Below are 19,490 nucleotides of genomic sequence, written 5' to 3'. Positions count from 1 at the left end.
CCTTTACCCGGTCCGTCGAAGCATCCCGACAAAATTCCGTGCGAGGAGCGGATGGAGCTCGGTTCCCGCGGCGTCGAGCAGATACGACGTGACTACGTCAAAATCGATACTTTCCTGGTAGGCACGGTGTGTGCGGGTCGCATCGAAGAAATCTGAGATGGCCGTCATCTGGCTCACGGGATGCTGTCGCCACCCCTTCCGTACCTGGGGGTACCCCTCTTGGTTATACTTCATGTGGTGTTCGAAGGCGACGACCGCCGCCAGGTGAGGTACCCCCGGCGTGTTAAGGAGGTACTGGGCCCCCTTCAGGGGGTGCTGGCGCACGATGTCCCACTCCTGTTCGGTGAGCTTACCGGGTTTGGTGATGATCTCCTCGGGGATGAAGAGTTTGCCGATGTCATGCATCATCCCTGCGACGCCGATCTCGTGGAGCAGCTGTCCGTCCATTCCGAGGGACATGGCCTGGGAGACGTTGAGGAGGCAGACGTTGGTCGAATGGGTAAAGGTATACTCGTCGATAGCCTTTAGGGGCGAGATGGTCATGAGAGGATCGAGCTTGTCTTTGAAGATTTTGATAAAGGAGGTCACGACTTCGTTGATGCCCGACATCTTCAGTTTGCGGTACCGTCGGACCCCCTCGTAGATCTCCACAAGCCTCAGCAACTCCTCCTTGGGCATGGCGGCGAAGGAGGGGTGTGCCCGAAGCCCCTCCATGCTGTCTTTGCCGTCCTCAGCCCCGACGAAGCGGACTTCCACGGAGCCGAAGCGGATGTGTTCGGTGGAACGAAGCTCTTCCCTGGCGAGGGCACGCTTTGTCATCCCCGCGATGAATGAGTTCAATTCCTCGGCGGCAACGCCGGGGAGCAGTCTGATATGACCGATTCCCCGTGCCCGGAGCCCCTGGGCGAAACGTTCCAGCCCCAACCCCACCTCGAGCGGTGTCCCGTCGACGATGATCTCGCCATCAAGGATGAGCATGTTCGTTTCTCTTCCCTCAGAAAGGGCGGTCGAGACGCTTTCAAGGGCATCGGCGCAGCGTCTCTGGGTCTGGTCGTGGCCCAGGCCATAGAGATCCGCATGGGTGGCAGCGGTGACCACATGTTTGACGAACGCGAGGAGATGCTGGTAGTTGTCTGATTTCATGGAGATTTTCTCTTCATGCGCACCCGGGTAATGGCTGCCTGCCGTGCCAGCTCGACACCGCCCCGTTCCGCCGCCTGGAGGATAGCCCCGACCGAGCCGTTCGGATACCGGTCAAGGGTCTGGAGGATCTCTTCCTTGATGCGCTTCAGCGGCAGGGAAAGGAGTAGGGTCCGTTGCCCCATGAGCCGCTCCAGAGCCGGGAGCACCGTTGGGTCTGCAATGTCCGCAAGAGCTCGCACCGCAGCACAGCGCACCTCCACGGGGGCTTTCACGCTCACCCCCCCCACAAGCTCCGCCAGCCGTGTGAGGACGGCAGGCCCAGGGTGGATGACCGCCAGCTGGATGGCCAGCATTTGTGACTCCGGGTCCGCGTCTGTAAGCTCCCGGCAGAGGACCTCTTCGGCATCCGACGTGCGCAGCTCCAGAAGTGCCTTGATCACTTCGTGCCTGACCCGGTGATGGGGATGACGGGCCACACGTCGCAGATGGGTTGCCACGGCCGGATTCTTCATGGCGCGCAGGACGACGACCATGTTGCGCACCATGAACCATCGCGGGTCGCGCAGCCGTGCCGCAACGCCGTCGATGGCCGCCTCGCCGATGCCCGAGAGGCAGTCGATGTAAAAGCGCCTCAGGGCCATGCGGCTTTCCGTGGCAAGGCGTTCCAGAACGGGTTCCACGAAGGGTTTGCCTACGCTCGTGATGAGTCCGCCGATCTCGGCAAACCTGTCCTTTCCCCATACATCCAGCTCATCGAGCACTGCCGCCACGGAGGCAGGATCGGCAAAGGCCCCCAACAACGCTTCGTGGACCGGCATCAGCCCCATTGAAGGTCCGCTGCACCGCCGACTCAACTCGGTATGCATCAGGGTAAGGGAGCGAAAGTCGGACGTATCCCTGAAAAAGGTATAGAGATCGAAGAGATGGCGCTGCATGGTCTCGGGATCGTAATCATCGGACAGCTTTTCCATGATCTCGAGGATAATCTCCGACATCCGGGATTCGATGGTCAAAGCCGAGATTTCAGCATGAATGGCGTGGAGTTCTTTTTCCTCCAGCACGGACGCTATGTCGTCCTGGGCGAGCCGTCGCAGGGTCTGCTGGTAACCCGAGGGGAGAAAGCTGTCGGGCTCATCCTCGCGGAAAATCACCCGAAGCCGCTGACCAAGCTCCCGTTCGGTCAGCGTATCGAGCAGCGTCGACGGTTCCTCGGTGGCTAATCCCTGGCGGTTGCGGGAAAAGGCCTGAAGGATGTTGAGGACCCCGGGGGAAAGGTATGAGCGCCGGGTGCTCACATCATCGAGGGCCTCAAGGATCATCTCATCGGGGTAGCTTGAGAGGAGCTTTTCAGCGGCGGTCTGCCGCTGCGGGAGATTTTCGAAGGTGCTCTGGAGGAATTGACTCCTGAGTTCAGGGCTGAGGTATTTGACAAAGAAGCCGATTTTTTTGAACGAATCGGCGTCGTGCTGCTCGGCACGCTCATCCTTGTCGAGCTCACTCAGGAAACGCGAGATGGCCTTGTCGTAACTCTCCTTGAGGCGTCCCCCAAGCCGCGCCTCATTCTTTTTGATGAAGGCGGCCAGTTTTTCGGGGGGAATCTCTTCGTCGGCAATGACGCGCGTCCCCTGGGGAGAGAGGGTTCCTTCGAGGAGACCCTGGACGAAACGCCCCCAGAGTGCGCCACCGCTCTTCGCCAGCTCCGTGGTGAGGGGTTGTGCCTGGGCCTCCTCTGTGATGCGGAAGGCGGCGTAATCGATCCTGTTCACGGTAATGTGGCGAATCTCTTCTTTCTCCAGTACCGCCTGCATCCCACCCTGGGCGGCAATGTGGTCGCGGGGTGTGCAGAGCAGGCCGAGGAACCGGCTCAGCTCTTCCCGGGATAGCTCCCGGTGAAATGTCACCGTGGCCATGCCCCGGCCGAAGAGAACGCCGGCCATGTCGCGGTACACGGGGTTCTGGCGGTCGAGATGTCCTTGCCCGATGAGCAGGGTGTCACGGGCGATTCCCACGGTGACTTCCGGAAGAGTGGCGACGAGGCCGTCGAAACGTTGCACGGCAAGATCCACTGCTGCCTCTACCGAGGGGTGCTGCGTGGGATAGGCAATCATCTGCCTGCGTGCGATGTTCAAGGCATAGATGAACTGGGAAAGCTGTTTGAGGTCAACGGCAGGGTTGTTCTCGCCGGTATGAGATGGCTCCACGCAGGGACTCCGTAGGCAGACATGGGTGTTCTACGGGGATACAGCACGATTAGTGCCAATGACTCTTTCTGGAAAGAATCGTTCTGTTGCGACGGTAATAAAGTTCATGGAAGCCGGCAGCTTCATGGTAGTATTTGACGCCGACCGAACAGAGGGAGTGAGATGCATGGAAGAACGGATTCGCCCCGGATTGTACCGGCATTATAAGGGAAATTTCTACAGGGTGATTGGCGTGGCCCGCCACAGTGAAACCAGGGAGGAGGTGGTGGTCTACCTCTGTCTGTACGACGACTGTTCCCTGTGGGTTCGTCCCCTGTCGATGTTCGTGGAGACGGTCACTGTCGAGGGAAGAGATGTGTCGAGATTCGAATGGTATGACGGGAATAAAGCCATGCTCGAGGTGGATCGGGAACGCTGCAAGGGGTGCGGACGCTGCGTTTCGGCCTGCGGGGGGCGGCTCATCAGCCTGGAAACATTCGAGGGGAAGAAGATTGCGGTGATTGGGAGGCCCCAACAGTGCGATCTGTGCGGTCGGTGCATCGCGGAATGCCCGTTCGGAGCCATCTCGCCCCGCGCGGTGCCATCGGAAAGCCGCTGATCTCACTCAGCGCGCGGGAGCTTTCCACGAGGCCTGTGGATAACCTCCGCGCAGCTGTGGGTATGTCCCGGGATTTCCGTGTATCCTTCAGTACTTTTTCAGTTTGCACAACGGATAGGCATGAGTTGCAACCCATTGAAATGCTGTGTCAACAACTATTTCATGTTTTCGTAGAACAGAAACACCAGGAGTACAACGAGCGCCGAAGCGACGATCATCAGCACGAAGGCAATGATGGTGTTTATGGTGTCCTGGACCTTTTCCTTCGGTGTCCTGGTTTCCCTGATATATCGGCCCATCGGCATCCTCTGGCTCGGCACGGTATTTCAGCCTGTTCATCCACTATGTACCCATATATGTTTCCACAGTATCGGAAAATATCCCCAAGATCAAGTTCCCATGTCGTTATCCGAACCAGGATTCCCCGGAGGTTTTTTGTTTTTCATTAGCTTCTGCTTTTAAAATATTGCAAGGCTGGGGACTCAGGTATAAACTGTTTTTGATTTCGAATCATCAAGGCCCAAGCGATCGTGAAACTATCGGCGACGTACGGAGTTGGCATGGCGTGCGTTTCACTGGAAAAGTTCATAATTGCGGAGAGTCAGCTCGCCCATGTCCATTTCCTTCTCAAGACGAAGGCGCAACGTGGTGATCGTTCCGCCTTCATCTATAATGCCGAACGCTTCTTTGATCTCCACGAGACGAATAACCTCTCCGATCTCATCACCACCCGCACGGATCACCTTGAAAATGCCATGTCCCGCGGGCTCATCCGGCTTGGGGCTCTCATTTTGATGGGCGGGTTCGCCGCCCTTGCGAAACCTCCCCTGAGTCTCTGTACGCTCCCCTTTGCTCTGTATCTGATCTGGGAAGAAATCGGACTGATCCGGCATGCCTATCTTCTCGACCGCTCTCTTAAGGAGTACGTCAGGACGCTGCGGGAGACTATGCCCACAAGAAAAAATGAGTTCGTGAGGGAAATGATTGAAAAGACCGATGCCGTAGCGTCGTGCATCCGCACCTGACCCGATTCCCCGGGGCATCCTGAGCGAAATGACCGATCCGGCCACGGCCGGTTTTTTTGTGTCTTTCTTACCCCAACGTCCCCCATGTCCCGTACCCTTTACATGCATTCAGGGTTGCATCGGCCCGTTGCATCCTTATACTTGTTTTCTACCGTTCGCCGGCAAACGCTTTGAGAACACAAGCGCAACGGCGGCGGAATCTACACTACAGGTTGGCCGGAACCCGATGGAAAACCTTGCCGATATCTTCGCCACCTTTGCCCAGCGCGGGAATACGACCGCTTTCGTCTACCGGACGGGGGTGCGGCGCCATACCTTTACCTACCGTGAGGTGCATGATCTCTCGCTTCGCATGAACCGCTGGCTGGCCGAGCAGGGGGTAGGTGAGGGGGACCGGGTGCTCATCTGGGCGCCCAATTCCCCCTGGTGGGCGGTGGCTTTCTGGGGAATCGTGACCCGGGGGGCAGTAGCCGTGCCGGTTGACTTCATGTCGGGGACCGAGCGGGCCGAGACCATTGCCGGCCTTACGGAGGCGAAACTCGTCATCCAGAGCAGGGACAAGCTCGACCGGATTACGGGTCGGCCGTCGGTGTTGCTGGAGGAACTTGGCTTTCTCCTCGAAGGGGTAGAGCCCCTCGCTACCATCCACCGGCCGGCCCCCGGCGACATGGCCGAACTGATCTACACCTCCGGCACCACCGGCAACCCCAAGGGAGTGATCCTCACCCACCGGAACCTGGTTGCCAACCTGCTTCAGGTGAACGGTCACATTCCGGTCGTCACCACCGATTTCACCTTTCTGTCGCTCCTCCCCCTTTCGCACATGTTCGAGCAGATGGGGGGCTTCTTCACCCCTCTCTACCGGGGGGCAACCATCACCTACATCCGTACCCTCAAACCATCGGCGATCATGGAGGCATTGGATGAAGAGGATATCTACGCCATCATCGCCGTGCCGCGGCTCCTCCAACTCCTCAAGGGGTCCGTTGAGCGGGAGCTGGAGGCCAAGGGGCTTGGTTCGATCTTCCGGCGGCTCCTGAAGGCGGGGGAGCGGATGCCCCGAGGACAGCGCTCGATCCTCTTCTGGCCGATATCACGGAAGTTCGGCCGCAACTTCGCCCTGTTCGTTTCGGGCGGCGCTCCCCTTGACCCGGAAGTTTTCCGTTTCTGGGACACCCTCGGATTCACAGTAGTCGAGGGGTACGGCCTTACCGAGTGTGCGCCGGTCCTGACCGCCAATACCGTGGAGCACCAGGTGATGGGCTCTGTGGGACTCCCCCTTGCCGGGGTGGAGTTGCGGCTCGAGGGGGGTGAAATCCTTGCCCGGGGCGATAACATCTTTCCCGGCTACTATCGCAACGACGAGGCGACTCGCGGGGCCTTCGCCGACGGCTGGTTCCGGACCGGCGACCTGGGGGAGTTGGACCAGGACGGCTGGCTCCGGATCAAGGGGAGGAGCAAGGAACTCATCGTCACCGGAGCCGGGGTAAACGTCTACCCTGACGAGATCGAGGCGATCCTCAACCGGACCCCCGGGGTGCGGGAGGCGTGCGTCATCGGACTTGACCGGGGAATGGGTGAGGAGGTCCACGGGGTCCTTATTCCGGACGACAGCGGCCGGCCGTTGGAAGAGATCATCCGGGAAGTGAACGGACAGCTCGACCAACTGCATCAGATCACCGGCTTTACCGTGTGGCCCGATGGGGAGTTCCCCAAAACAACCACCCTGAAGATCCGCAAATTCCAGGTGAAGGAACGGGTTGAACAGGGTGGGGGCGCCGCGGGAAGCGGCCGTGGTGCCGACCGGCTCGCGGCCCTCATCGCATCAATAACCGGCTCTCCCCCGGAGCGGGTCACGGAGCAGGCGCTGCTGGTCGCCGACCTGGGGCTCACCTCCATTGCCCGGCTCGAACTCGTGAACGCTCTGGAGATGGAATTCCGCCTCGACCTGGAGGATTCGTCCATCGGTCCCCAGACCCGCGTGTCTGATCTTCGGGAGATCATCCGGCGGCGTGAAAAGATCAGCACCCGCGAGCATTTCAGACCCCGGGCAACCAGGGGGCTGGCGCTCGCGGTGCGGCGCCTTCTCGATACGGTGCTCCACGGCCCACTCCTGCGTGCCTTTGTCGCCCTCGATGTCGTGGGGACCGAGAACCTTGGCCATGTGGATGGACCGGTCATGTTCGTTTCAAACCACCTAAGCTACCTGGACCAGCCGGCCATCATGTTCGCACTCCCCGAGGCGTGGCGCTACAATACGGCCAGCGCCGCCTGGGAGGAGTTCTTCTTCCGCAATTTCAGGAACCTCCCCCAGCGACTCTGGAAGCGGTTCACCTACGAGTACGCCAGCGTGGCCTTCACAGCCTTTCCGCTTCCCCAGACCCGGGGATTTCGAGGGGCGCTCCGTTTCATGGGCACACTGGTCGACCGCGGCATGAACATCCTTCTCTTCCCCGAGGGGGAGCGCTCCCGGCACGGCGCACTACTGCCGTTCCAACAGGGGCTTGGGATCATGATTCGCGAACTGGGGGTGCCGGTGGTGCCGGTCAAGATCAGCGGGCTCGAGGCGGTTTTACCCCGGGGGGCCCGGTGGCCGAAGCGGGGCAGAGTTACTGTGACTTTTGGCAGACCGGTTCACTTCCGGGGAGAAACGCCGGCCGAGATTGTGGATATCGCACGGCGCGCTGTGGAGGAACTGTAGCTCATGGGATGGCACCTGAAAACCATCGAAGAAACCATCGCAGAGCTTGGCACCTCCCCGCAAGGGCTTTCAGCTGATGCGGCTCGGCAACGACTCGTCGAGAACGGTCCCAACGAGCTCCAGGAACAGGCCCGCCGGACCCCGGTCGCCATGCTCCTTTCCCAGTTCACCGATTTCATGATTCTCATCCTCATGGGGGCGGCAGTGCTGGCAGCGGTGATCGGCGATCTGGGCGACGCCATGCCGATCATTGCCATTGTCATCCTCAATGCCGTGATCGGTTTCGTCCAGGAGTTTCGGGCCGAGCGGGCCATGGCGGCCCTGCGGGAAATGGCGGGGAACAGCGCCACCGTGATGCGGGACGGGAGCCCCGTTGCCATCCCTGCCCGGGAGATCGTGCCGGGGGATCTGGTGCTGCTAGAGGCGGGAAACGTGGTACCGGCCGACCTTCGGTTGGTGGAGGCAGCCCAACTGAAGGCGGTGGAAGCGGCCCTCACGGGGGAGTCGCTGCCGGTGGAGAAGGTGACGGAGCCCTTCGCCGATCCGGACCTCCCCCTGGGGGACCGGCGGAATATGGCCTACAAGGGGACCGTGATCTCCTACGGGCGCGGCGCGGGGATTGCCGTGACGACGGGCATGGGCACGGAGCTGGGCCGCATCGCCATCATGCTCCAGAACGAGGAGGAGACCAGGACCCCGCTCCAGAAGCGGCTCGCGGTCTTCGGCCAGCGTCTTGCGGTGGCGATCCTCATTGTCTGCGCCATCATCTTCACCCTCGGCTTTTTACGGGGAGAGCCACTGCTCCTCATGCTCCTCACCGCCATTTCCCTTGCGGTGGCCGCCATTCCCGAGGCGCTCCCCGCGGTGGTCACCATCACCCTCGCCCTGGGCGCCCGGAAGATGGTCAGGCAGAACGCCCTCATCCGGCGGCTTCCGGCGGTGGAGACCCTCGGCTCGGTCACCTACATCTGTTCGGACAAGACCGGAACCCTAACCCTTAACCGGATGACCGTGGAGAAGGTCGCGGTCAACGGCGGCGAACTGCCGCTGGAGGATATCTGCGGTGCCGGCGGTGGCGAGGCGGGCCGTCACTTCATGATGGCCCTCGCCCTCTGCAGCGACGCACGGCTCGACGGCAAGGGGAACCTTATGGGCGACCCCACCGAAACGGCCTTGTCAGCCGCAGCCCTTTCCTGCGGGTACGACCGCAAGGAGCTCGAGGGAGATCACCCGCGCGTGGCCGAACTCCCCTTCGACTCCGAACGCAAGCTCATGACCACCTTCCACCGGCAGGAGGACGGGTTTATCTCCTACACCAAGGGGGCAGTGGAGTCGATTGTCGACAGGTCGTCGGCAATGCTCGCGATGGAAAAAGAGAGTCCCCCCGACAGTGAGGGAATCGTCCGATTGAGCGAGGAGATGGCGGCGGAGGGGCTACGGGTCCTGGCCGTGGCCATGCGGCGCTGGGAGGAAATTCCCCAGCGCCTGGAAAGCGACCTCGTGGAGGAGGAACTCGTTTTTCTCGGCCTGGTGGGGATGATGGATCCGCCGCGGGAGGAGGCGGCTGAGGCGGTGGCCAACTGCAGGAGTGCCGGCATCACGCCGGTCATGATCACCGGCGATCACCCCCTTACGGCCCGGATCATCGCACGGCGCCTTTCGCTCATCGAAGATGACGACAGCGCGGTCATAACCGGTCGAGAACTCGCCGACCTCCCCCTGGAGGAATTCGAGCAGCGGGTGGAGGATATCCGGGTCTACGCCCGGGTGGCGCCTGAGCAGAAGCTGAAGATCGTCAAGGCCCTCCAGGACCGGGGGCATTTCGTCGCCATGACCGGTGACGGCGTTAACGACGCCCCGGCCCTCAAGCGGGCAGACATCGGCATTGCCATGGGGATCACCGGCACCGACGTGTCCAAGGAGGCGTCTGCCATGATCCTCCTGGACGACAATTTCGCCACCATCGTCAAGGCGGTGCGGGAAGGGCGCCGGATCTACGCCAACATCCTGAAGTTCATCATCTACTCCATCACCTCCAACGCCGGAACCCTGGTGGCCATAACCCTTGCCCCCTTCTTCGGGTTGCCGCTGCCGCTCCTGCCGATCCAGATCCTCTGGCTGAACCTTTTGACCGACTCCCTGCCGGGACTGGCCCTGGCGGCCGAACGGGCCGAGCATGACGTCATGAACCGCCCCCCGGTGGACCCAAAAGAGGGGATATTCTCCGGCGGCCGGGGGTATTACGTGGTCGGTTTCGGCATCCTCATCGGCGCCGTCGCCCTGGCGTTCCAGGCCTTTGCCCTGCGTCGGGGACTTCCCTGGCAGACCATGGTCTTCACCTTCCTCGTCCTGAACCGGATGGCGGTGGCCCTGGCGGTCCGCTCCGACCGGCAGTCGCTCTTCCGGATCGGCCTTCTCTCGAACCGCCCCCTCTGTGGGGCGATCGTCATTACCTTCCTTCTGCAGCTGATGGTCGTCTATACGCCGGTGCTCAACCCGGTTTTCTCCACGACGCCCCTCTCCGGAGAAGCCCTTGCCCTGACGGTGGGACTGGCGCTCGGGATGATCCTGGTCTCGGAACTTCACAAAGTAATCAAGCGGATGGTGCGACGGGGCTGAATCAGATGTCGAGGACGACCGTTGCCCGCCATGTCCCGTCCCGATGTTCGACGGCGAATCGGTGGAGGGTGACGGCCTTCACGTCCACGATCATGGAATGCCGGCCGGGGTCGATCTCTTCGCCCCGGGCCGTGGCCCGGAGCTTCAGGACGGACCCCGTGTCGGCAATGGTGAGGGATGATGCCCGGAGAAGGAGTCTCCGGGCATCCTTGTAATAGATGAGTTCCTGCAGGAAAGCGAAGAGGAGGAGGTCAAGGTCCTCGTGTTCGAGGATGATCTCAATCTCCTGACGGGGATGGACGGTGGCGAGATCCTCCACCATCACATTCGTCAGGGCGTCGGCAGCCGCAACGAACATCTCCTCGCGGGTGGCGCCGGTGGCCTCGAAGGCGGCGTCGGCGGTGGCAATGTCGGGCAGGTAGCGGTAGGGCATGGTTGATAGGGGAAGGCGCGTCAGAGAAGCGCGTCGATTGCCTCGAAGTCGATCTCGTTCTCCGCATTGGCCCTGATCCAGTTGAGCTTTTCCTGGTCCTCGGAGGTAATTTTTGCCACGTCCTCCATGAGGGTGGTGAAGACGCTGGCCGTGGAATCGTGAACCCTGATGTAGGGGATATTGCTGTCGTCGAGGATCTGCTGGCTGATCTCCGAAGCCGGCACATGGCCTGCGATGACGAGCCCCACGATTTTCTCCCGGTAGGCGGGGATGTGGTAGAGGGAGGAGAGGGTGACGATCAGTTCGTCGCGGGAGCTGGTGATGACGATGAGCGTCGACTCTTCCAGGGCGTCCACCACCCGCTGGGCCGAGGCGGCCCCCAGGTGGATGTGGTGGATGATGCGGCTTTGCCCGTCGGGATCACCGTGGACCGGAAGAGTGAGAAGCTTGCCGATGTGGGAAAGGGTGGGGTTCGCCAGGATAGGGGAGTAGTTGAAGCCTCCGCTGATCTTGAGGGACCGTCCCGGAAAGCCTCTGCCGAGGAAACTGATGATCGACTCCCGTTTGTCGGCCCGGAGCTTGTTGACAATCACCATCCGGACGTCGGCTTCCTCTTTCTCGTAGAGCGCCAGGTTCAGGTGAACCGCGTCGATGGAGCTGCCGATGCCGCTGTCGGTTACGATGATGACCGGAGCGTTCAGGGTATGAGCCACGCACGCATTGCTGAGGCCGATGACCGAACCGACACCGCCGTGTCCAGCCCCTTCGATGATGAGAAAGTCGTACTTTTTATCGAGGATTTCGAAGGATTCGAGGATCTTTGTCCTAAGGGAGCCGCAGTCGATCTTACCGCTCAGGTAGTCGCGGGTGAAGTTCTTGTGGAGCGAAACCGGGTTCATGAGGGGAAGATCCTCCTCAAGCCCGAAGGTTCGCGCCATGAGGATTGCATCCATATCGACGGAGAGGCCGTTGTATCCTTCGATCTTGGGGCCGATGGGCTTGATAAAGCCGACTTTGCGGTACTTCTGCCGTGCCAGATGCATGAGTGAAACGCTCATGGTGGTCTTGCCACAGTTCTGTCCCGTTGCGCCGATGAAGACTCTCTTCGCCATGCGTTCCCCCCCCGCGGTATATGGATTCAGTCAAAACTGCAAGGCACAGCTCCTGCCTACGGTTTGTGTCACGGAAACTGAAATGAGTATACACCATTGATTTCAGGGGGCGAGTGAAAAAACACCCCCTGTTGCGGGACAACACAGCGCATCCCACCAGTCGCCCTGCTCCATACAATGTCTTTGGCCCGCTTTGTGCTTGAAGCCCAGTAACATCACTCCCGAAAGGTGACCCGTGAAATTTCTCCGATTGCTTCTTCCCGTCGTCATGGTTGTGGCGGGGTGTTCACCGGTTCGCGAACAACTGAACGCCTGGCAGGGTGCCCGGCTCGACCAACTGATCGAGCAGGCCGGTCCGCCGTCATCCGTTTCGGCTGATATGGCCGGAAACAGATTCTACCACTGGCATGAAGACCGGGGCGGAGTCTACACCTACAGTGGTCCGGTCAACCTCAAGTGCGAGCGGGTATTCGGCGTTGACGACCAGGAGATCATCACCTCATTCACCTGGTCCGGCAACTGTGTCGCCATCCCCGACTCCCCCTGGCAGCGCCTGCCGCAGGGCAAAGAACAGGGGGAATGACCCATGCGGATCAATGACAAAATTTCGTCACGGGATGTCGAGAAGAAGGCAGGGAAGGGAACGCTCGTAAGATCGGGTGGCGGAGAAGGCAACTCACCCTTCGTGCGGGCGCTGTCATTGCGCCGGACTGAGATTGACACTTATGAGCAGCAACTTCTGGACCTGAAGGATGAGATTGACCGGGCCGGCACGGAACTCGAGCGCGAACCGACCATCGCCAACTTCAGAAGCTTTCGCGACCTCATTGCCACCCTCGCCAAAACGGTGACCTCCAACGCCTACCGCCTCGAGCGCGTGGGAGGAACAACCATCAATCCCCGTTGCTTCGAGATCGTCACGGTGATCGACCGGGAGGCGGACAGCCTCCTGCGCCTCATCATGACGGAAAACAAAGACCGTCTGGCGATCACCAACAAGATCATGGAACTCAAGGGGCTGATCGTCGACTTCCTCACCTGATCGCCCGACAGCATCCTATCCCTTGACGTTGCCGATGGGGAGCAGCCTCACCACCCGCCTGCTCAGGTGGGCCCGCTCCGTCGCCTCGGCCACGTCGTCGATATCCTTGTAGGCCCGACCCGCCTCTTCGGCAAGCCCGCCCCACGAGGCGGTCCGCACGTAGATACCCCGCTCCTCCATGTCCCGCTGCAGTTTCTGTCCCTTCACCATCTTCTTGGCCTGGTGCCTGCTCATGGTTCGTCCGCTACCGTGGGCGGTGGTAAAGAAGGTTTCACTACCTCCCGACTCTCCCGCCAGGAGGTAGGAGCCGGTCTCCATGCTCCCGCCGATGATGACCGGCTGACCGGTTTCCCGGTAGCGCTCGGGCAGCCCCTCCATGCCGGGACCGAAGGCCCGTGTCGCCCCCTTGCGGTGGACGAGGAGCTCCCGCCTCTGCCCGTCAACCGTGTGGGTCTCCAGCTTTGCAGTGTTGTGGGCCACGTCGTAGACCATCTCCATTCCCAAGTCGTTGGGGGAGCGGCCGAAGATGTCAGAGAAGACCTCGCGGATGCGATGGAGGATCACCTGTCGGTTGGCAAAGGCCATGTTCACGGCGCACTTCATGGCGGCGAAGTAGTCCTGCCCTTCGCGGGAACGGAACGGCGCGCAGGCCAGTTCCCGGTCGTTGACGGAGATGCCGTACTTCCGTTCCATGACCGAGAGGAAGAGCTGCAGGTAGTCGGTGGCCACCTGGTGGCCGAATCCCCGGCTGCCGCAGTGGAACATGACCACCACCTGGTTCGGGATAGTTATGCCGAAGGCGCGGGCAAGTTCTTCATTATAGATGTTCTCGGGCCGTGCTACCTGAATTTCCAGATAGTGGTTTCCCGAGCCGAGGGTGCCGATCTGGTTGTAGCCACGGTCGATGGCTTTCTGGCTGATGGTGGCGGCGTCGGCTCCGGCGAAGCATCCCCCCTCTTCAGTCATCTCCAGGTCTTCGGGCCAGGCGAACCCTCTCTTGATGCACCAGCGTGACCCCTGTTCGGCCACATTGCAGAACTCGTCATGGGAAAGCCGCACGAAACCGTGGCTCCCGACCCCCGCAGGCACCTGGTAGAACAGGGAGTCCACCAGCTCCTTGAGGCGCGGTTTGACCTCAGCTTCGGTGAGGTTGGTAAGGACGAGCCGCATGCCGCAGTTTATGTCGAAGCCGATTCCGCCGGGGGAGATGACGCCGGTTTCCGGATCCATGGCGGCCAGGCCACCGATGGGGAAACCGTACCCCCAATGGCCGTCGGGCATGCAGAAGGCGTATTTCTGGATGCCGGGAAGGCAGGCCACGTTCGACACCTGGTCGAAGACCCCCGCGTCCATGGCATTGATCAATTTCTCCGTGGCGAAGATCCGGGCTGGAACGAGCATCCCTGGCTTGTAAGAGGTGGGAAGCTCCCAGATCGTTTCGGTTATCCTCTTGAGGGCCGAAGGCACTGGCATACGTGATCCTCCTTTCGCGGACTTACTACACTATACCACGGGGATCACTATTCGCTGAAGAAGAATGAAGTGTTTAGGTAAGTATATGAATACGTACTACAGGCCGAATTCCACCAGCCATCTGTCGAAGATCTCTACGCGATGCTCCCCATGCCTGCTGAGACCCCTGCGGATTTCGTGGGGGGCTTTTTCATGACGAAGTGAATTCCCCTTCTTGGAGAAGAAGAGATCGGCGTAGCAGACGATCCTTTCCTCCCGCGTGACGGGCACCATATCCCGCAGGGGAAGGGGAAGCCCTTGGCGGACGATATCGTCAATGGTGAGACCGACGCCGATATGACGTTCGCAGACCAGCGCGTGCCGGGGCAGCCCCTCAGCTTCAAGTATCTCACGGCCGATGATGCCGTGGAGGATGTAGGGTGCGTCGCCGGAACAGCCGATGCCTGGCGAGTCGGTACGGCAGACGCCGATGTCGTGCAGGAGCGCTGCCTCTTCGATGAACAGGAGGTCGAGGGTCGGATCATCAAGGGCGCGGGCGATGCGCAGCGACATGTCCGCCACCATACGGCTATGCTCGAGCACAATTGCACAGGCCGCCGTATCGCCGCCGAAATGTCGGGTAAGTATGTTTTCAACATCCATCTGTTTGCCTCCGCAGGGTTATATGGTTATTATTGATTTTCGTATCATTGCCTGTCAACCTTGGTTAACCACGAATCCAATCCTTGTTCACCTGTCCGGAGAGGACCGCTATGATCGAGATCAAGGAAGCCGATCTGAAATTCGAGTTTTACCGCGGCTCGGGCCCCGGCGGTCAGCACCGTAACGTCACCGAAAGCGGCGTCCGCATCCGTCACATCCCCACCGGCATCGTGGTACAGGCATGCGAAAACCGCTCCCAGGCCCGCAATCGCGAGATTGCCCTGGAGCGCCTGCGTCAGGTCCTGGAACGCCGTGCCCGCCGTGAGAAAAAGCGGGTGGCAACCTCTATTCCCCGCAGCCAGAAAGAGAAGCGGGTCGACGAGAAAAAACGCCGCTCCCAGACCAAGCGCCTGCGCACCTCGCCCGAAGATTAGCCGAAGCCGGCTAATCCCTTGACGTTGCGGCACTCCTCGGGTATTCTGACCCACCACTTTACCCCACGGAGCTCCCCATGACCCGACCCACCTGGGACGAATATTTCATGGAAATCACCCACCTGGTTGCCAAGCGCTCCACCTGTCTGCGTCGGCAAGTTGGTGCGGTGATCGTGAAGGACAAGAATATTCTGGCCACGGGCTACAACGGGGCTCCTTCGGGAGTTGCCCACTGTCTCGATGTGGGATGTCTGCGGGCGAAGCTCGGCATTCCATCGGGGGAGCGTCACGAGCTCTGCCGGGGCCTGCACGCCGAGCAGAACGCCATCATCCAGGCGGCCAAGCACGGCACCAACATCGACGGGGGTACTCTTTACTGCACCACCATGCCGTGCATTATCTGTTCGAAGATGCTCATCAACGCCGGCATCCGGCGGGTCGTCTACGAAGAGGGGTACTCGGACGAACTGGCCCGGGAGATGATCGGTGAATCGGGGATCGTGGTGGAAAAATTCAGCGACTTGAAGGGCGAAACTCCGTGAAATGTCCGTTCTGCGCCCATCCAGACAGCAAGGTTGTCGACTCCCGTCCCGACAAGGGGGGCGCCGCCATCCGCCGGCGGCGGGAGTGCGAATCGTGTGCCAAGCGCTTCACTACCCACGAACGGATAGAGGAAACCCTTCCTTTGGTCCTGAAAAAAGATGGCCGCCGGGAACCCTTTGACCGGATGAAGATTATCGGTGGCATTCTGAAGGCATGTGAGAAGCGCCAGGTGTCGCGCGAAACCATTGACCGGCTCGTGGACCGCCTCGAAGGACGGCTCCAGGAGTGGAGCGAAAAGGAAGTGCCGAGCACCACCATCGGCGAATGGGTCATGACCGAGATCCATGACATTGACGAAGTTGCCTATGTGCGCTTTGCCTCTGTCTATCGCTCCTTCAAGGACGTGAACGAGTTCATGGTCGAGTTGCAGGATCTCTTGAAGAAATAGAACATGGATCTTTTACACGGAAAAATGATGCGTCGCGCCCTCGTCCTGGCGCGGCGGGGCGTCGGCAAGACGTCGCCGAACCCGACGGTCGGATGTGTGGTCGTGCGGGGAGGAGCCATCGTCGGTGAAGGATGGCACCGCCGGGCCGGCACCCCTCATGCCGAGGTTCACGCCCTGCGGCAGGCCGGCGATCTGGCCCGTGGCGCCGATGTCTACGTGACACTGGAACCCTGCTCCCATTTCGGCAAGACCCCCCCGTGCGCCGACGCCCTCGTCAAGGCTGGCGTGGGACGGGTCTTCGTCGGCATGGTGGACCCGAACCCCAAGGTTTGCGGACGTGGCATCGAGCGGCTCCGCTCTGCCGGAATCGAGGTGGCCGCGGGTATCCTGGAAGCGGAGTGTCGCAGACTCAACGAGCCCTTTGTGAAGCACGTGACTACCGGCCTCCCCTTTGTGATTCTCAAGTCTGCCATGACCATGGACGGCAAGACCGCCACCGCCACGGGGGATTCCCGCTGGATAACCAACGAAAAATCGAGGCAGTACGTCCACAAACTTCGGTCAATGGTTGATGCGGTGATGGTCGGTGTCGGCACCGTCATGGCCGATAATCCGCAGCTGACGGCGCGTACGCCACGGGGGAGGGATCCCCTCCGGGTCGTGGTGGACAGTTCCCTCAGAACCCCACCCGATGCCCAAATGCTTCACCAGGAGTCAACGGCAGCAACTCTCATCGCCACCGTATCGGCAGACGTGAAGCTTATCACAAGCCTGGAATCCCGTGGTGCCGAGATTCTCCGTTGCCGCGAGCGCCAAGGGCGCGTTGACCTGCGCGATCTCCTTGCCCAACTCGGCTCCCGGGGGGTGCAGTCGGTCCTCCTCGAGGGGGGGAGTGAACTCGCCGGCGAGGCGCTTCGCGCGGGCCTCATCGACAAATTCGTTCTTTTCTACGCCCCCAAGGTTTTGGGCGGAGCCGATGGTTTCGGACTCTTCGCCGGCCCATCGGCCTCACGGATGGACGAGTGCCACAGGTTTGAGAGGGTAAGTGTTCGGCGCTTCGGCGATGACGTGATGATCGAGGCCTATCCGGAGGGATCATGTTTACCGGGCTCATAGAAGACGTGGGATCTGTCAGAAATCTTGCGCGGGAGGGCGCTGCGGCGCGGCTCACCGTCGTCACCAGTCTTCCTCTGGAGTCCATTGTTCTCGGCGACTCTGTGGCGGTGAACGGTGCCTGCCTGACGGTTGTGGCAAAGGGGGGAGGGGAACTTACCTTCGATGCCTCCCCCGAGACCCTGGAGCGAACCACCCTTGGTACTCTGGGCAGCGGCGCCCCGGTGAATCTGGAGCGGGCCCTGCGTCTCGGCGACCGGCTTGGTGGGCACATCGTCACCGGGCACGTGGATTTTATCGCCCACGTCTCTGAACGGCGCGAGACTTCAGGAAACATCGTCTTTGGCTTCCGCATTCCCGGCCAGTTCGCCCGGTATCTCGTTGCCAAGGGTTCGGTCACCATTGACGGAATCAGCCTCACGGTCAATACCGTCTCCGATGACGGTTTCTCGGTCAACATCATCCCCCACACTGCCGCCAAGACCACCCTCAACGGCATGAGGCCGGGGGGGCGGGTCAACATCGAAACAGACATTCTGGGCAAATATGTCGAGCGCCTCCTTGCCTTCGGTTCCGCCGGGCAGAAGGAGGGTGGCCTTACCCTTGAACTGCTTGCAAAGAGCGGCTTTCTGTGAGATATACGATTTTTGTCACATTATAGAAACGGAGTTAACGACAATGCCCGTTGCAAAGATAGAAGAGGCCATAGAGGACATCAAACAGGGGAAAATGGTCATTCTCGTGGATGACGAGGACCGCGAGAACGAAGGTGACCTCACCATGGCAGCCGAGATGATCACCCCCGAGGCGATAAACTTCATGGCCAAGTTCGGCCGCGGCCTCATCTGCCTCACCATGACCTCCGACCGGTGCGATTATCTGCGACTCCCCCTGATGGTTTCCGACAACACCTCTTCCTTCGGCACCGCCTTCACTGTTTCCATAGAGGCAAAGCGGGGTGTTACCACCGGCATCTCCGCCGCCGACCGTGCCCATACGATCCTCACCGCCGTGGCCGATACCACGAAGCCCGAAGACCTTGCCCGCCCCGGCCACATTTTCCCGCTGCGGGCCCGCAATGGCGGCGTGCTCGTTCGCGCCGGACAGACCGAAGGGTCCGTTGATTTGGCGCGGCTGGCGGGGCTCAAGCCTTCCGGTGTCATCTGCGAAATCATGAACGACGACGGCACCATGTCCCGGATGCCGCAGCTCAAGAAATTTGCCAAGGAGCACGGGATCAAGATCTGCACCATCGCCGATCTGGTCGCCTACCGGCTCAAGCACGAGTCCCTGGTCCGCCGGGCCGCCGACGTTCTGCTTCCCACGGAGTTCGGCGATTTCCGCGCCATCGCCTTTGAAAACGACGTGGACAAGCTGGAGCACCTTGCACTGGTGAAGGGAGATATAAAAGGAGATGAACCTGTGCTCGTGCGGGTCCACTCGGAATGCATGACCGGTGACGTCTTCGGGAGCCTGCGTTGCGACTGTGGCGGGCAACTCCACCGGGCCATGGAGATGATCGAGGCCGAAGGGCGAGGGGTTATCCTGTATATGCGCCAGGAGGGGCGGGGGATCGGCCTTTTCAATAAGCTCAAGGCTTACGCCCTCCAGGACCAGGGGAAGGATACCGTAGAGGCGAACCTGGAGCTCGGTTTCAAGCCCGATATGCGCGACTATGGCATCGGGGCCCAGATCCTTGTGGACCTCGGAGTCAAGAACATGCGCCTCATGACCAACAATCCCCGAAAGCTGATCGGCCTCCAGGGATATGGGATCAATATCGTCGATCGGGTATCCATCGAGATTCCCGCCACTGATTCCAACCTCGGCTACCTGAAGACTAAGCGCGAAAAACTGGGACACCTGCTGGAAAATATCTGAGGCACGGAGTGTAGAACCACGGGCACACGGCAGTTACGTGTGGTGAACCCGTTCATTCTCGCCCGTTGCCCTTTTTGGGGAG

At 60.7% G+C, this 19,490-nt stretch carries 19 protein-coding genes; 12 read left to right on the top strand and 7 right to left on the bottom strand.

Annotated features, from left to right (window positions below):
- Nucleotides 1-3 precede the first annotated feature (3 nt).
- Both RCH91_RS05185 and RCH91_RS05180 read right to left on the bottom strand, forming a co-directional pair.
- Nucleotides 4-1,143, bottom strand: coding sequence for an HD-GYP domain-containing protein (locus RCH91_RS05185; protein WP_306533513.1), 1,140 nt, complete (start codon nucleotides 1,141-1,143; stop codon nucleotides 4-6).
- Nucleotides 1,140-3,344 (bottom strand): HEAT repeat domain-containing protein, encoded by a 2,205-nt coding sequence (locus RCH91_RS05180; protein ID WP_306533512.1) that lies wholly within the window; start codon nucleotides 3,342-3,344, stop codon nucleotides 1,140-1,142. Before RCH91_RS05180 ends, RCH91_RS05185 begins: the two co-directional genes overlap by 4 nt.
- A 166-nt stretch (nucleotides 3,345-3,510) precedes the next feature.
- On the opposite strand from RCH91_RS05180, the gene RCH91_RS05175 reads away from it, so the two are divergent.
- A complete protein-coding gene (locus tag RCH91_RS05175; RefSeq protein ID WP_306533511.1) occupies nucleotides 3,511-3,942 on the top strand; it encodes a DUF1653 domain-containing protein in 432 nt (143 codons plus the stop codon).
- A gap of 155 nt (nucleotides 3,943-4,097) precedes the next feature.
- Here RCH91_RS05175 and RCH91_RS05170 read toward each other — a convergent pair whose 3' ends face one another.
- The gene (locus RCH91_RS05170) at nucleotides 4,098-4,247 is read right to left on the bottom strand and encodes a hypothetical protein (protein WP_306533509.1); all 150 of its coding nucleotides are present in this window, start codon (nucleotides 4,245-4,247) and stop codon (nucleotides 4,098-4,100) included.
- A gap of 255 nt (nucleotides 4,248-4,502) precedes the next feature.
- Between RCH91_RS05170 and RCH91_RS05165 the strand changes: the two genes are divergently transcribed.
- The 3 genes from RCH91_RS05165 to RCH91_RS05155 all read left to right on the top strand — a co-directional run bounded on the left by RCH91_RS05165 (nucleotide 4,503) and on the right by RCH91_RS05155 (nucleotide 10,287).
- Nucleotides 4,503-4,967, top strand: a complete 465-nt coding sequence (locus RCH91_RS05165; RefSeq protein ID WP_306533508.1) for a hypothetical protein — start codon at nucleotides 4,503-4,505, stop codon at nucleotides 4,965-4,967.
- A 226-nt stretch (nucleotides 4,968-5,193) separates the two neighbouring features.
- The gene (locus RCH91_RS05160; protein ID WP_306533507.1) at nucleotides 5,194-7,668 is read left to right on the top strand and encodes an AMP-binding protein; all 2,475 of its coding nucleotides are present in this window, start codon (nucleotides 5,194-5,196) and stop codon (nucleotides 7,666-7,668) included.
- Nucleotides 7,669-7,671: 3 nt separating this feature from the next.
- Nucleotides 7,672-10,287, top strand: a complete 2,616-nt coding sequence (locus RCH91_RS05155) for a cation-translocating P-type ATPase (RefSeq protein ID WP_306533506.1) — start codon at nucleotides 7,672-7,674, stop codon at nucleotides 10,285-10,287.
- 1 nt (nucleotide 10,288) lies between these two features.
- Here RCH91_RS05155 and RCH91_RS05150 read toward each other — a convergent pair whose 3' ends face one another.
- Nucleotides 10,289-10,720, bottom strand: a complete 432-nt coding sequence (locus RCH91_RS05150; RefSeq protein ID WP_306533504.1) for an archease — start codon at nucleotides 10,718-10,720, stop codon at nucleotides 10,289-10,291.
- A 20-nt stretch (nucleotides 10,721-10,740) separates the two neighbouring features.
- Nucleotides 10,741-11,832 carry a phosphotransacetylase family protein gene (locus RCH91_RS05145; RefSeq protein WP_306533503.1) on the bottom strand — a complete coding sequence of 364 codons (1,092 nt, stop codon included), beginning with the start codon at nucleotides 11,830-11,832 and terminating at the stop codon, nucleotides 10,741-10,743.
- Between the two features lie 235 nt (nucleotides 11,833-12,067).
- Between RCH91_RS05145 and RCH91_RS05140 the strand changes: the two genes are divergently transcribed.
- Both RCH91_RS05140 and RCH91_RS05135 read left to right on the top strand, forming a co-directional pair.
- The gene (locus RCH91_RS05140; RefSeq protein WP_306533502.1) at nucleotides 12,068-12,415 is read left to right on the top strand and encodes a hypothetical protein; all 348 of its coding nucleotides are present in this window, start codon (nucleotides 12,068-12,070) and stop codon (nucleotides 12,413-12,415) included.
- 3 nt (nucleotides 12,416-12,418) lie between these two features.
- Nucleotides 12,419-12,874 carry a YaaR family protein gene (locus RCH91_RS05135; RefSeq protein ID WP_306533501.1) on the top strand — a complete coding sequence of 152 codons (456 nt, stop codon included), beginning with the start codon at nucleotides 12,419-12,421 and terminating at the stop codon, nucleotides 12,872-12,874.
- A gap of 15 nt (nucleotides 12,875-12,889) precedes the next feature.
- Here RCH91_RS05135 and RCH91_RS05130 read toward each other — a convergent pair whose 3' ends face one another.
- A complete protein-coding gene (locus RCH91_RS05130; RefSeq protein WP_306533500.1) occupies nucleotides 12,890-14,347 on the bottom strand; it encodes an RtcB family protein in 1,458 nt (485 codons plus the stop codon).
- 96 nt (nucleotides 14,348-14,443) lie between these two features.
- On the bottom strand, nucleotides 14,444-14,989 hold the full coding sequence (locus RCH91_RS05125; RefSeq protein WP_306533499.1) for an HD domain-containing protein: 546 nt from the start codon (nucleotides 14,987-14,989) through the stop codon (nucleotides 14,444-14,446).
- A gap of 110 nt (nucleotides 14,990-15,099) precedes the next feature.
- On the opposite strand from RCH91_RS05125, the gene RCH91_RS05120 reads away from it, so the two are divergent.
- The 6 genes from RCH91_RS05120 to RCH91_RS05095 all read left to right on the top strand — a co-directional run bounded on the left by RCH91_RS05120 (nucleotide 15,100) and on the right by RCH91_RS05095 (nucleotide 19,408).
- Complete coding sequence (locus RCH91_RS05120) at nucleotides 15,100-15,423, top strand: peptide chain release factor-like protein (protein ID WP_306533498.1); 324 nt, start codon at nucleotides 15,100-15,102, stop codon at nucleotides 15,421-15,423.
- 77 nt (nucleotides 15,424-15,500) lie between these two features.
- Entirely contained in the window at nucleotides 15,501-15,965 is a 465-nt protein-coding gene (locus RCH91_RS05115) for a cytidine/deoxycytidylate deaminase family protein (RefSeq protein WP_306533496.1), read from the top strand.
- Nucleotides 15,962-16,414 (top strand): transcriptional regulator NrdR, encoded by a 453-nt coding sequence (gene nrdR, locus RCH91_RS05110; RefSeq protein ID WP_306533495.1) that lies wholly within the window; start codon nucleotides 15,962-15,964, stop codon nucleotides 16,412-16,414. The genes RCH91_RS05115 and nrdR overlap by 4 nt, the downstream gene beginning before the upstream one ends.
- A 3-nt stretch (nucleotides 16,415-16,417) precedes the next feature.
- The gene (gene ribD, locus RCH91_RS05105; protein WP_306533494.1) at nucleotides 16,418-17,530 is read left to right on the top strand and encodes a bifunctional diaminohydroxyphosphoribosylaminopyrimidine deaminase/5-amino-6-(5-phosphoribosylamino)uracil reductase RibD; all 1,113 of its coding nucleotides are present in this window, start codon (nucleotides 16,418-16,420) and stop codon (nucleotides 17,528-17,530) included.
- The gene (locus RCH91_RS05100) at nucleotides 17,512-18,162 is read left to right on the top strand and encodes a riboflavin synthase (RefSeq protein WP_306533492.1); all 651 of its coding nucleotides are present in this window, start codon (nucleotides 17,512-17,514) and stop codon (nucleotides 18,160-18,162) included. The genes ribD and RCH91_RS05100 overlap by 19 nt, the downstream gene beginning before the upstream one ends.
- 43 nt (nucleotides 18,163-18,205) lie before the next feature.
- On the top strand, nucleotides 18,206-19,408 hold the full coding sequence (locus RCH91_RS05095) for a bifunctional 3,4-dihydroxy-2-butanone-4-phosphate synthase/GTP cyclohydrolase II (RefSeq protein ID WP_306533491.1): 1,203 nt from the start codon (nucleotides 18,206-18,208) through the stop codon (nucleotides 19,406-19,408).
- The last annotated feature ends 82 nt before the right edge of the window (nucleotides 19,409-19,490 follow it).

The organism is Geobacter sp., assembly GCF_030834625.1.
Taxonomy (GTDB): Bacteria; Desulfobacterota; Desulfuromonadia; order Geobacterales; family Geobacteraceae; genus Geobacter.
The sequence above is the reverse complement of the archived record's forward strand: the minus strand, read 5'-3'. Positions and strand labels throughout refer to the sequence as shown.

What these genes read in the sequence shown, in the direction of transcription:
- RCH91_RS05130 (WP_306533500.1), bottom strand. Translation starts at nt 14,347, where the DNA reads ATGCCAGTGCCTTCGGCCCTCAAGAGGATAACCGAAACGATCTGGGAG.
- ribD (WP_306533494.1), top strand. Translation starts at nt 16,418, where the DNA reads ATGGATCTTTTACACGGAAAAATGATGCGTCGCGCCCTCGTCCTGGCG.
- RCH91_RS05185 (WP_306533513.1), bottom strand. Translation starts at nt 1,143, where the DNA reads ATGAAATCAGACAACTACCAGCATCTCCTCGCGTTCGTCAAACATGTG.
- RCH91_RS05165 (WP_306533508.1), top strand. Translation starts at nt 4,503, where the DNA reads ATGGCGTGCGTTTCACTGGAAAAGTTCATAATTGCGGAGAGTCAGCTC.
- RCH91_RS05100 (WP_306533492.1), top strand. Translation starts at nt 17,512, where the DNA reads ATGTTTACCGGGCTCATAGAAGACGTGGGATCTGTCAGAAATCTTGCG.
- RCH91_RS05135 (WP_306533501.1), top strand. Translation starts at nt 12,419, where the DNA reads ATGCGGATCAATGACAAAATTTCGTCACGGGATGTCGAGAAGAAGGCA.
- RCH91_RS05150 (WP_306533504.1), bottom strand. Translation starts at nt 10,720, where the DNA reads ATGCCCTACCGCTACCTGCCCGACATTGCCACCGCCGACGCCGCCTTC.
- RCH91_RS05160 (WP_306533507.1), top strand. Translation starts at nt 5,194, where the DNA reads ATGGAAAACCTTGCCGATATCTTCGCCACCTTTGCCCAGCGCGGGAAT.
- RCH91_RS05115 (WP_306533496.1), top strand. Translation starts at nt 15,501, where the DNA reads ATGACCCGACCCACCTGGGACGAATATTTCATGGAAATCACCCACCTG.
- RCH91_RS05125 (WP_306533499.1), bottom strand. Translation starts at nt 14,989, where the DNA reads ATGGATGTTGAAAACATACTTACCCGACATTTCGGCGGCGATACGGCG.
- RCH91_RS05145 (WP_306533503.1), bottom strand. Translation starts at nt 11,832, where the DNA reads ATGGCGAAGAGAGTCTTCATCGGCGCAACGGGACAGAACTGTGGCAAG.
- RCH91_RS05120 (WP_306533498.1), top strand. Translation starts at nt 15,100, where the DNA reads ATGATCGAGATCAAGGAAGCCGATCTGAAATTCGAGTTTTACCGCGGC.
- RCH91_RS05155 (WP_306533506.1), top strand. Translation starts at nt 7,672, where the DNA reads ATGGGATGGCACCTGAAAACCATCGAAGAAACCATCGCAGAGCTTGGC.
- RCH91_RS05095 (WP_306533491.1), top strand. Translation starts at nt 18,206, where the DNA reads ATGCCCGTTGCAAAGATAGAAGAGGCCATAGAGGACATCAAACAGGGG.
- RCH91_RS05170 (WP_306533509.1), bottom strand. Translation starts at nt 4,247, where the DNA reads ATGCCGATGGGCCGATATATCAGGGAAACCAGGACACCGAAGGAAAAG.
- RCH91_RS05175 (WP_306533511.1), top strand. Translation starts at nt 3,511, where the DNA reads ATGGAAGAACGGATTCGCCCCGGATTGTACCGGCATTATAAGGGAAAT.